Source organism: Streptomyces sp. NPDC033270 (assembly GCF_055576575.1).
In genome coordinates, this window is the sequence record NZ_JBVIRA010000027.1 from 25367 (window position 1) to 36329 (window position 10963).

Here is a 10963-nt window from a genome sequence, read left to right on the forward strand (position 1 = left end):
TGGCAAAATGGCGATGAAATGTGATGAACCGCGATGAAATACGATGAAAGCTGCAAAGGTAATGAGTGGATGAGGTGGGGTCATGCTCATTGCGCTGGCGCAGACGGACTGTGTGCTGGGCGAGGTGGCGGAGAACCTCGTGATCGCCCGCGAGCAGATCGAGCAGGCCGCCGCCCAGGGCGCCGACCTCGTCATCTTTCCCGAACTGAGCCTGCACGGCTATCACTTGGGCGCCCTGAAGCGGGACGAGTCCATCGAGGCGAGCGATCCCCGGCTGCTGGAGCTGAGCACGCTGGGCCCCGATGTGCTGGTCGGCTTCCATGAGCACACCAGCCTGCGCGCGTACAACGCCGCGGTCTACTACGCGGCCGGGTCGCTGCTGCACGCCCACCGCAAGCTCTACCTCCCCAACTACCTCGCCTGGGAGGAACGCAAGCACGTCAGCCCCGGGCAGTCGCTGCGCGCCTACGAGCTGAAGCGGTCCAGGACCGGGGGGCGGGGGGCGACGCTGGTGTGCAACGACGCCTGGCAGCCGGTGCTGCCGTGGCTGGCGGTGCAGGACGGCGCGGAGGTGCTGTTCGTGCCGACCAACAGCGCGGCGAGCCTGGATCCGGAGGCCATGGACACCGGCCTGTACTGGGACACCCTGCTGTCCTATACGGCGCGGATGCTGCAGTGCTGGGTGGTCTTCGTCAACCGGGTCGGCAATGAGCACGGCGCGACGTTCTGGGGCGGCTCGCGGGTGGTGGACCCGCGGGGGGCGGTGGTGGCGCAGGCGCCCAAGTGGGAGCCCTCGCTGGTCACCGTCGAGATCGATCTCACCGAGGCCCGGCGGCAGCGCCGCGCGGTGCCGCTGGTCGCCGAGGCCCGGCTGGGCCTGATCGACCGCGAGGTGCGGCGGCTGATCGACGAGGGCGGCGACAGCTGACGGACCGGTGGCCGGGCGTCAGCGGCCGGGGGCCGACTCCGGGCGGGGCGCCTCGGTGGCCTGGTCGTCCTTGAGGGCCTTGGCCTCGGACTTCAGGATGCGCATCGAGCGGCCGAGGCCGCGGGCCATGTCGGGCAGCTTCTTCGAGCCGAAGAGCAGCACCAGCACCGCGATGATCAGGATCAGGTGCCAGGGCTCGAAGGCGTTGCGGAGCATGGGGGCGCTCGCTTTCGTCGGGGGCTGGCGGACGTTCTGTCCAGTATTACCCGAACGGTCCGGCCGCCCGGTCCAGGGGGTCTCCCCGGGCCGGACTGCCGGAGCGCGGCCGCCCGCCGGGCCTGCGCACGCCCGGCGGCGCCGCCGCGGGCCCGAGCTACCAGCTGGACTTGCGGACGCCTGGAGGCGTTGCCGCGGTCGAGCTACCAGCTGGACTTGCGGACGCCCGGCAGGTACCCCGCGTGCGCCTGTTCGCGCAGCCGTACCCGGGAGAGGCCGAAGGCGCGGAAGTAGCCGCGCGGGCGGCCGTCGACGCGGACTTGCCGAAGCCCGGCGTGCGGCCGGCCAGCCGGCAGTGGGCGGACATGGTGCGGTCCCTCCAGTGGTCGGGGCCTCGAAAGGCTTATTGAAAATGGAAACCATTTGCGTATACTACCCGTATGGCTCGCAACGAACTACGTCCGGTCGTCAAGCTCCGGTCCACCGCCGGCACCGGATACACCTACGTGACCCGCAAGAACCGCCGTAACGACCCCGACCGCCTGGAACTGCGCAAGTACGACCCGGTCGCCGGCCGGCACGTCGCCTTCCGAGAGGAGCGCTGAGCACAGCCGTGAAGCCTGGAATCCACCCCGCCTACGGGCCGGTCGTCTTCCGTGACCGGGCCGCCGACCATGCCTTCCTGACGCGCTCGACCGCGACCAGCGACAAGACCGTCGAGTGGGAGGACGGCAACACCTATCCCGTCATCGACGTCGAGATCTCCTCGGCGAGCCACCCCTTCTACACGGGCACCGCCCGGGTGATGGACACCGCGGGCCGCGTCGAGCGCTTCGAGCGCCGGTACGGCAGGCGGGCCCGCTGATGGAGCGGCTCGCGATCGTGCTGGTGGGCGGCCTGCACGCGGAGGCGCGGCGGGCCACCGTGGAGCGGCTGCTGCGCTCGGTCCCCGGCAGTGTCGCCCTCCATCACGACCTGGCCTCGGCCGTGCAGGGCACCGTACGGCGCACGGTCCGCGACGCCGGTGGCACGCTCGACGCCGGCGAGGTGCCGCTGGTCAACGACTGCGCCTGCTGTGCGCTGCGCGAGGATCTGGTGCCCGAGCTGGAGCGGCTGGCCGCGGGCCGGACCTGCCGGCTGGCGATCGTCGAACTGTGGGACTCGGTCGAGCCCAAGGCGATGGCCGAGGTGGTCACCGGCTGCGGCAGCGAGAGCCTCTCGCTGACCGGGGTGATCACCGCCGTCGACCCGGCGCGGGTGCTGGACTGCCTGGGCTGCGGCGACGACCTCGCCGACGTCGGCCTCGCCGCCGCGGCGTCCGATCAGCGCACGGTCGCCGACACCTGGGCGCGGCAGCTGGAGTACGCGCCGGTGCTGGCGATCGCGATGGGGGAGGAGGCGGCCGGGCCCGCCGACCTCGCGCTCCTGGAGCAGCTGCACCCCACGGCCCGGCGGATTCCGGTCGCATCCGCCGAGCTGGCGGCCGCCGCACTGGCCGGCTTCGATGTGGCGGCGGCCGCGGCCCGCCAGCATCCCGCCTGTGCGCTGCTGCCGCAGGAGGCCGACGCGGACGGCGTCGGCACGCTGGTATGGCAGCACACCAGGCCGTTCCACCCCGAGCGGCTCTACGCCGCGCTGGAGGACCTGACCTGTGCGGCCGCGCGCAGCCGGGGCCGCTTCTGGCTGGCCGACCGCCCGGACACGCTGCTGTCGTGGGACGCGGCCGGCGGGGCGCTGTGCGTGGAGAACTCCGGGCCGTGGCTGGTCTCGCTGCCGGACGCCGCCTGGGAGATGGTGCCGCCGCTGCGCCGGGCCGCCGCCGCGCTGGACTGGCATCCCGAGCACGGTGACCGCGCCCAGCACCTGGTCTTCACCTCACCGGGCCTGGACCGCGAGGGCCTGTCCGCGCGGCTGGCGTCCTGCCTGCTCACCGATGCCGAGTACGCGGGCGGCCGGTCGGCCTGGAAGAGCCTGCCGCCGGCCTTCGACGCACTCCTCGACCCCGTTTCGTAACCGCGGCCGGTCCGCCCGTACGGAACGGTCCGGCCCCTTCGCACCCCCAAGGAACCACCATGCCCCGACGGCACGACCCGCGGCGGAAGTCCGCGCCCCGCCCCAACCCGCTGGACGCGGCGGGCATCACCTTCATCGACTACAAGGACACCGATCTGCTGCGGAAGTTCCTCTCGGACCGCGGCAAGATCCGCAGCCGCCGGGTCACCCGGGTCACCGCGCAGCAGCAGCGGCAGCTGGCCAGGGCGATCAAGAACGCCCGGGAGATGGCCCTGCTCCCGTACGCGTCACGGTGACGGCCGCCGCTTCGGCGGGGGCCGCCCTGCCGATCACCTGGTCTCCGGAACCCGAAGGGTGCGGCACACGTCTCTTCCTCGCCCCTGAGGGATTCGACCCGGACGATCCGTACCAGGTACAGGCGCTCGACGAGCGGTGACCGGCCCGACACCCGCTGTCGTGCACGTGCATCTGCGCATGCATTCGCATGTGAACGCAGCTATGATCCGGGGCAGTTGACACCGTTTATCACCGGGAGATCCCTGTGTCCCACGCATACAACGGCATGGCCGCAACGGATCTTCGCGATGTGTCGTGGCAGAAGAGCCGGCACAGCAACTCCCAGGGCTCCTGCGTGGAGTTCGCCAAGCTGCCCGGGGGAGAGATCGCGGTGCGCAACTCCCGCTTCCCGGACGGTCCGGCGCTCGTCTACACCCCGGCGGAGGTCCGGGCGATGCTGCTCGGGGTCAAGGACGGGGAGTTCGACCACCTCGTCCGGGACTGAGCCGGCGCAGGGGGCATGCCGGTGCGCGCCGGTCCCGCGCGCGCCGGTCCCGCGCGCGCCGGGTGCCGACAAGACGACCGGGTGCCTGTAGGCGACGCGGTGCCCATAAGACGACGCGGTGCCCATAAAACGACCGGGCGCCCGTAGGTGACGGTGCGCCCGGTGTGCGGATCGGCCGCGGAGGGCCCGTGGCACGCGCTACGGCAGCCGGAAGAGCGCCCACACGATCTTGCCGTGTGTGACACCGGACAGCGGGTGCCAGCCCCAGCTGTCGCTGAAGGACTCGACCAGGTACAGCCCGCGCCCCGACTCGTCGGCGGAGTCGGCCTCGCCGGCGACCGGTGAATCGTCGCTCGGGTCCCGTACGGCGCAGATCAGCCGCTGCGACCAGCGCATCAGGTGCAGCCGGGCGGGCGGTGTGGCGCCGGCGTGCTCCGGGGCGGCGAGGATCGCGTGGCGCAGCGCGTTGGTGACGAGTTCGGAGACGACCAGGGCGACCGGGTCGAAGAGTTCGTCGAGCTCCCAGCCCTGGAGGGTGTCGCGGGTGAACTTCCGTGCGCAGCGCACCGATTCGTAGCGCGGGGAGAGCGTGCACGAGGCGGATCCGGAGACGGCCAGGGGGTCGACGGGAGGAAAGCCCTGCCATAACGGCTCGAGCATGGTCAAAACCTTGGTCCCCATGCGAGGCACTCCTGGCGTTCGCGGACGTCATGACCCTGGCCGGTCAGCCGGGTCTGGCGGATCTTTCACGAGCGTGCATGCGTGCGACGCCTATGGTTCCCAATGTGCGAGACAGATGCAAGGGCAGATGCACGTGCACGCGCCAGGATTGCGACAGGGCGCACCGATTTGCTCGGAATTCTTTCCGTCGGTTCTTGTGGAGGCCGTGCGTGGGCCGCACATATCAGTAACCGGATGAGCACTCAACGAAGCGCGGACGTGGCAGACTTCGGCCCACTGTTGGACTGGTGGGGGTCACAGGAGGGTCTGAGAGGTGTCCGGAAGTGAGTCGAGCGGGTCGGTGGTGCGGCGGATCCTGCTCGGGTCGCAGCTTCGCCGCCTGCGTGAATCCCGTGGGATAACCCGCGAGGCGGCCGGCTACTCGATCCGTGCGTCCGAATCGAAGATCAGCCGCATGGAGTTGGGCAGGGTGAGCTTCAAGGCACGCGACGTCGAGGACCTGCTCACGCTGTACGGAGTCGGTGACGCGCAGGAGCGCGAGGCGCTGTTGTCCCTGGCGCGCGAGGCCAATGTCGCGGGCTGGTGGCACAGTTACACCGATGTGCTTCCCGGCTGGTTCCAGACGTATGTGGGCCTGGAAGGCGCCACGTCTCTCATACGCGTGTACGAAGTCCAGTTCGTGCACGGGCTGCTGCAGACGGAGAGCTATGCGCAGGCCGTCGTCCAACGGGGCATGCCCGACGCCGGGCCCGCCGAGATAGAGCGCCGGGTCGCGCTGCGCATGGAACGCCAGAAGCTGCTCGTCGCCGAGCGGCCGGCGCAGTTCCACTGCGTGCTGGACGAGGCCGCGCTGCGCCGCCCGTACGGCGAACGCGAGGTGATGCGCGAGCAGCTGAAGCATCTGATCGACGTGTCCGAGCGGCCCAATGTGCGCCTCCAGGTGATGCCCTTCAGTCTGGGCGGGCACTCGGGCGAGAGCGGTGCCTTCACCATGCTGGGCTTCCAGGAGTCCGGGCTGCCGGACGTCGTCTACCTGGAGCAGCTGACAAGTGCGCTCTATGTGGACAAGCCGGAGGAAGTGGCGCAGTACGGACGGGTGATGGACCGCCTCCAGGCGGACGGGCCCAGTCCCGCCGAGACCAGAGATCTCCTGCGCGGACTGCTTCAACTCATGTGACGCGTCGGTAGGATGGCGCACCATCAGGAGTCAGCACCCCCCAACTTGGCGCCCTGTGTGCCCTGTTCTCCAGATCGGGATGACATGTCCTACTTCGACGACTTGGCCTATCAGTTCATCGGCGGTGAGTGGCGCTCCGGAAGCGGCTCGTGGGACATCGTCGACTTCAATCCTTACAACGGCGAGAAGCTGACCTCCATACCCGTCGCCACGGTCGAGGAGATCGACCAGGCCTACCGCGCCGCCGAACGCGCGCAGCGGGAGTGGGGCGCGGTCAATCCCTACACCCGCCGGCTGGTCTTCGAGCGGGTGCTGCGGATCATCGACGACCGCGAGGCGGAGCTGGCCGAGGCGATCACCGCCGAGGTCGGCGGGACGCTCGCGAAGGTGGGCTTCGAGCTCCAGCTGGCCAGGGAGTTCCTGCGCGAGGCGATCCAGCTGGCGCTGCGCGCCGAGGGCCGCATCCTGCCCTCGCCCATCGACGGCAAGGAGAACCGCCTCTACCGGCTGCCGGTCGGTGTCGTCGGTGTCATCAGCCCCTTCAACTTCCCCTTCCTGCTGTCGATCAAGTCGATCGCGCCGGCCCTCGCGCTGGGCAACGCCGTCGTCCTCAAGCCGCATCAGAACACCCCGGTCTGCGGTGGTGGGCTGGTCGCCAGGATCTTCGAGGAGGCCGGGCTGCCGGCCGGCGTGCTCAACGTCGTCGTCACCGACATCGCCGAGATCGGGGACGCGCTGATCGACCACCCGGTGCCCAAGACCATCTCCTTCACCGGCTCGGAGAAGGTCGGCCGGCACGTCGCCACCGTCGCCGCCGCCCACTTCAAGCACACGGTGCTGGAGCTGGGCGGCAACAGCGCGCTGGTGGTCCTCGACGACGCGGACATCGACTACGCGGTGGACGCCGCGGTCTTCAGCCGCTTCGTGCACCAGGGCCAGGTCTGCATGGCCGCCAACCGGGTGCTGGTGGACCGCGCCGTGGAGCGGGAGTTCACCGAGAAGTTCGTCGCCAAGGTCGCGTCCCTGAAGGTGGGCGACCCCACCGACCCGCAGACCCATATCGGCCCGCTGATCAACGAGGGCCAGGCCGAGGCCGTCACCGCCCTGGTGGACCGCGCCGTCGCCGACGGCGCCACGCCGCTGCTGCGGGGCGAGACCCGCGGCACGCTCGTCGCGCCGAGCGTGCTGGGCGGGCTGCCGGCGGACTCCCCGCTGCTCACACAGGAGATCTTCGGCCCGGTCGCGGTACTGGTCCCCTTCGACGGGGACGAGGAGGCCGTACGGCTCACCAACGCGACGCCCTACGGGCTCAGCGGCGCCGTGCACACCGGTGACATCGAACGGGGCGTGCGCTTCGCCAAGCGCATCGACACCGGCATGTTTCACGTCAACGACGCCACCGTGCACGACGAGCCGATCGTCCCCTTCGGCGGCGAGAAGAGCTCCGGGCTGGGGCGGCTGAACGGCGACGCCATGGTGGAGGCCTTCACCACCACCAAGTGGATCTCCATTCAGCACGGGCGCTCGCGGTTCCCGTTCTGAGCCGGTCGACGAGGAGGGGACGGCGCGGGAGGGGCAGCCCCCTTTCCGGTCCCGGCGCGCTCTAGGCTGAACGGCAGGGGGCCGCGAGGGATTGAGGAGACGATGTCGGCGATCCGGCTGTTGGTATTGGGTGCCGTGCGGCAGCACGGGCGGGCGCACGGCTATCAGGTGCGCAACGACCTGGAGTACTGGGGCGCCCACGAGTGGTCCAACGCCAAGCCCGGCTCGATCTACCACGCGCTCAAACAGATGGCCAAGCAGGGGCTGCTCCGCGCCCATGACATCGCGCCCAGCACCGTCGGCGGTCCGCCGCGTACCGAGTACGAGCTGACCGCGGCGGGCGAGGCGGAGTACTTCGCCCTGCTGCGCACGGCGCTGTCCGAGCACGACCAGAAGTCCGACATGCTCAGCGCGGGCATCGGCTTCGTCGTCGATCTGCCGCGGGACGAGGCGCTGGCGCTGCTGCGGCAGCGGGTGCGGGGCCTGGAGGAGTGGCGCGGCACGGTCACCGAGTACTACACGCCCGAGGAAGGGCCCGGACAGCTCGGCCATATCGGCGAGATCATGAACATGTGGGTGCACTTCGCGGACAGCGGCGCGGTGTGGACGCGCGGGCTGATCGAGCGCATCGAGGGCGGCGCGTATGTCTTCGCGGGCGAGGGCGAGCCGTTCGTGGGGGTGCTCGCGGAGGGGCAGGAGAACCCGTACGCGACGAAGGACGCCCACCCCGGGGATCAGCGCTAGGGACCGAGCCGCCGGCCGGCGCGCCTGGGGGAGAGGCACCCCCGGCCAAGTTTGGCGGGCCGGGCCCCTGGCGGTGGGCCGGCTGCCAGTATGACGCCATGACGAACAAGCGATCGATTACGCGCATCGGGGTGGCGCCCCGTCTGGTCGCCCTCGGCATCGTGACGCAGGAGGCGGCCGAGGAGGCGCTCGCGAAGGTCCGGGACTGGGCGGACGCGCCGCTGGAGGACGGCGAACTGGCCGAGGTGCTCGTCGAGTTCGGTGTGGCCGTCGCCGTGTACGCGGACGACGTCGACGACCTGGAGGAGTCCTACCGGAGCACCCTGGAGGAGGCCGCCGCGTGCTCCGGCGGGCTGGTCGTCGTCGGCGACGTCGAGCTGATCAGGGGCGAGGGCGGCCGGGACCGCCTGGAGTTCGTCCGCGACGGCGAGCGGATCGGCCGGCCTGCCGAGCACGGCGCCGGCCGGTCCCTGAGCCGGTCGGCCGTCTTCGCGTGCCTGGGCCGGCTGGCGCCCGGCGGCGGGGACGAACGGACCTTCCACCGGGTGCTGCCGGGCGCGGGCGCGGCGGCCGACGGCGAGGTGTACGTCCTGGTCACACCCGGCCAGGCGGCCGCGCTCGGCGAGGAGTTCGGCCTGGTCCTGGACGGCCGCGGGGCGTGAGGTCAGTGGTGGAAGGCGGTCGCCATCGACTCCGGCCGGTCCAGCGGGCGCGGTTGCGCCCGGAGCTCGGGCAGCAGCGCCTCCAGGTCCGCCAGGAACAGGTCGGCGAGGTCCTGGGAGAAGCCGTTGCGGCAGACCACCCTCAGGACGGAGAGGTCCTCGCGGTGCGGCGGGAAGGTGTAGGCGGGGACCAGCCAGCCGCGCTCCTTCAGCCGCCTCGACACGTCGAAGACGTCGAAGGCCTTGACGTCGGCGGCGGTGGTGAAGGCGAAGACCGGCAGCTGGTCGCCGCGGGTGAGCAGGGTGAAGTCGCCCAGTGAGCCGATGCGTTCGGCCGTCGAGCGGGCCACGTCCCGGGTCGCCTGCTGTACGGCGCGGTAGCCGCCCCGGCCGAGCCGCAGGAAGGTGTAGTACTGGGCGGCGACCTGGGCTCCGGGGCGGGAGAAGTTCAGCGCGAAGGTCGGCATGTCGCCGCCCAGGTAGTTGACGCGGAAGACCAGCTCCTCGGGCAGCGCTTCGGCGTCGCGCCACAGCGCCCAGCCGACGCCGGGGTAGACCAGGCCGTACTTGTGGCCCGAGGTGTTGATGGAGGCGACCCGGGGCAGCCGGAAGTCCCAGACCAGCTCCGGGTCGACGAACGGCGCGACCATCGCGCCGGACGCGCCGTCCACATGGACCGGGACGTCCCAGCCCTGCTTCTCCTGGATCTCGTCGAGCGCCGCGCAGATCTCGGCCACCGGCTCGTAGGACCCGTCGAAGGTCGAACCGAGGATCGCGACCACGCCGATGGTGTTCTCGTCGCACAGCTCGGCGGCGGAGGCGGCGTCGAGATGGAAGCGGTCGCCCTCCATCGGGACCTGGCGCGCTTCGACCTCCCAGAAGTTGCAGAACTTCTCCCAGCAGACCTGGACGTTGGCGCCCATGACGAGGTTGGGCCGGGCGCTGCCCGGATACCGGTCCGCGTTGCGCTGCATCCAGCGCCGCTTGAGGGCCATGCCGGCGAGCATGCAGGCCTCGCTCGACCCGGTGGTGGAGCAGCCGACGGCGGTGGACGGGTCGGGCGCGTGCCACAGGTCGGCGAGCATCGCCACGCACCGCCGCTCCAGTTCTGCGGTGCGCGGGTACTCGTCCTTGTCGATCATGTTCTTGTCCCGGCAGTCCGCCATCAGGATGCCGGCCTGCGGCTCCATCCAGGTCGTGACGAACGTGGCCAGGTTCAGCCGGGAGTTGCCGTCCAGCATCAGTTCGTCGTGCACGAACTGATAGGCGGTGTGCGGGGCGAGGGGGCCGTCGGGGAGCGTGTGCCGGGGCGGCGAGGCCTCCATGCCGGCGACCGGGTCGGCCTCGCCGTAGAAGGGGTTGACCTGGTTCCCGGTGTGCCGGCGGTCGGATTCCGAAGCGCCCTTGTGCAGAGTCATCTGTCGCCCTGTCCGTCAACTCGTCGGTGCGAGGCCGCGTTTGATGGCTTTGGTGAACTTCACCACGCGCTCGGCCTGGATGCGGGCAGCGGTGCGCGCGTCGTCGTCGAGCGGGGTGTCCGGGCCGCCGACGTGGGAGGTGCCGTAGGGATTGCCGTCGGTGAACTTCGCCGGGTCGGTGTAGCCCGGGGTGACGAGGATGCCGCCGAAGTGGTGCACCGTCTGGTAGAGCGCGAGCAGCGTGGACTCCTGGCCGCCGTGCCGGGTGGCGCTCGCGGTGAAGCCGCTGTAGACCTTGTCGGCCAGCCGGCCCTGTTGCCAGAGGCCGCCCAGGGTGTCGAGGTACTGCTTGAGCTGGGAGGACACATTGCCGAAGCGGGTCGGGGTCCCGAGGATCACCGCGTCCGCCCAGAGCATGTCCTCGTGGGTGGCCTCCAGGATGTCCGCGGTGGCCGCGGCGTTCGCCGCCCAGGCCGGGTTGGCGTCGACGGCCGTCTGCGGGGCGAGTTCCGCCGTCCGGCGCAGCCGTACGTCGGCTCCGGCGTGCTCGGCCGCGTCCGCGATCAGCCGGGCGAGCTCGGCGATGGTGCCGGTCGACGAGTAGTAGATGACCGCGACGTGGACGTCGTGGACGGGCATGGACGCACCTCCTGGAACCCGACAATACGGGCGTATGGGGTGCGCGGCCTCCAGGGTTCGCCCAGTGGAAGCGCGAACGGGCGGGGGGGGGGGGGGGGGGGGGGGGGGGGGGGGGCGGGTTGGCGGCGTGAGCCGGCAACCTCACGTCACCCCCCCACACAC

The 10963-nt window shown here is 70.9% G+C and carries 14 protein-coding genes and 1 pseudogene; 10 read left to right on the top strand and 5 right to left on the bottom strand.

The features are described 5' to 3' along the window. The first annotated feature begins 82 nt into the window (after positions 1-82). The gene (locus tag ACZ5XZ_RS30840) at positions 83-928 is read left to right on the top strand and encodes a nitrilase-related carbon-nitrogen hydrolase (protein ID WP_384428013.1); all 846 of its coding nucleotides are present in this window, start codon (positions 83-85) and stop codon (positions 926-928) included. 18 nt (positions 929-946) lie between these two features. Here the strand turns inward: ACZ5XZ_RS30840 and tatA are convergent, their stop codons facing one another. Continuing rightward, entirely contained in the window at positions 947-1144 is a 198-nt protein-coding gene (tatA, locus tag ACZ5XZ_RS30845) for a Sec-independent protein translocase subunit TatA (RefSeq protein ID WP_468983908.1), read from the bottom strand. Between the two features lie 203 nt (positions 1145-1347). After that, positions 1348-1461: pseudogene (locus ACZ5XZ_RS30850) on the bottom strand (uS14 family ribosomal protein); the annotation flags it as partial. Between the two features lie 123 nt (positions 1462-1584). Here ACZ5XZ_RS30850 and rpmG point away from each other — a divergent pair. The 5 genes from rpmG to ACZ5XZ_RS30875 all read left to right on the top strand — a co-directional run bounded on the left by rpmG (position 1585) and on the right by ACZ5XZ_RS30875 (position 3938). Then, complete coding sequence (rpmG, locus tag ACZ5XZ_RS30855; RefSeq protein WP_006604069.1) at positions 1585-1749, top strand: 50S ribosomal protein L33; 165 nt, start codon at positions 1585-1587, stop codon at positions 1747-1749. 8 nt (positions 1750-1757) lie between these two features. Further along, a complete protein-coding gene (locus ACZ5XZ_RS30860) occupies positions 1758-2009 on the top strand; it encodes a type B 50S ribosomal protein L31 (protein ID WP_468983910.1) in 252 nt (83 codons plus the stop codon). Beyond that, the gene (locus ACZ5XZ_RS30865) at positions 2009-3157 is read left to right on the top strand and encodes a CobW family GTP-binding protein (RefSeq protein WP_468983913.1); all 1149 of its coding nucleotides are present in this window, start codon (positions 2009-2011) and stop codon (positions 3155-3157) included. The genes ACZ5XZ_RS30860 and ACZ5XZ_RS30865 overlap by 1 nt, the downstream gene beginning before the upstream one ends. Positions 3158-3216: 59 nt before the next feature. Then, on the top strand, positions 3217-3453 hold the full coding sequence (rpsR, locus tag ACZ5XZ_RS30870; RefSeq protein WP_468983916.1) for a 30S ribosomal protein S18: 237 nt from the start codon (positions 3217-3219) through the stop codon (positions 3451-3453). Between the two features lie 245 nt (positions 3454-3698). Beyond that, a complete protein-coding gene (locus tag ACZ5XZ_RS30875) occupies positions 3699-3938 on the top strand; it encodes a DUF397 domain-containing protein (protein WP_468983919.1) in 240 nt (79 codons plus the stop codon). Positions 3939-4136: 198 nt separating this feature from the next. Here ACZ5XZ_RS30875 and ACZ5XZ_RS30880 read toward each other — a convergent pair whose 3' ends face one another. After that, positions 4137-4619: an ATP-binding protein gene (locus ACZ5XZ_RS30880; protein ID WP_468983922.1), complete on the bottom strand. Its 483-nt coding sequence runs from the start codon at positions 4617-4619 to the stop codon at positions 4137-4139. 313 nt (positions 4620-4932) lie between these two features. Here ACZ5XZ_RS30880 and ACZ5XZ_RS30885 point away from each other — a divergent pair, with 313 nt between their 5' ends. From ACZ5XZ_RS30885 to ACZ5XZ_RS30900, 4 genes are all read left to right on the top strand, one after another. After that, positions 4933-5796 (top strand): helix-turn-helix domain-containing protein, encoded by an 864-nt coding sequence (locus tag ACZ5XZ_RS30885; protein ID WP_468983924.1) that lies wholly within the window; start codon positions 4933-4935, stop codon positions 5794-5796. 84 nt (positions 5797-5880) lie between these two features. Further along, positions 5881-7338, top strand: coding sequence for an aldehyde dehydrogenase family protein (locus ACZ5XZ_RS30890; RefSeq protein WP_468983926.1), 1458 nt, complete (start codon positions 5881-5883; stop codon positions 7336-7338). Between the two features lie 102 nt (positions 7339-7440). Further along, a complete protein-coding gene (locus ACZ5XZ_RS30895) occupies positions 7441-8082 on the top strand; it encodes a PadR family transcriptional regulator (protein ID WP_468983928.1) in 642 nt (213 codons plus the stop codon). Positions 8083-8180: 98 nt separating this feature from the next. Then, positions 8181-8744: a hypothetical protein gene (locus ACZ5XZ_RS30900; RefSeq protein WP_468983931.1), complete on the top strand. Its 564-nt coding sequence runs from the start codon at positions 8181-8183 to the stop codon at positions 8742-8744. 2 nt (positions 8745-8746) lie between these two features. On the opposite strand, the gene ACZ5XZ_RS30905 is transcribed toward ACZ5XZ_RS30900, so the two are convergent. Beyond that, positions 8747-10162, bottom strand: a complete 1416-nt coding sequence (locus tag ACZ5XZ_RS30905) for a glutamate decarboxylase (protein WP_468983933.1) — start codon at positions 10160-10162, stop codon at positions 8747-8749. 15 nt (positions 10163-10177) lie between these two features. Beyond that, positions 10178-10801, bottom strand: coding sequence for an NAD(P)H:quinone oxidoreductase (gene wrbA / locus ACZ5XZ_RS30910; protein ID WP_468983936.1), 624 nt, complete (start codon positions 10799-10801; stop codon positions 10178-10180). Positions 10802-10963 lie beyond the last annotated feature (162 nt).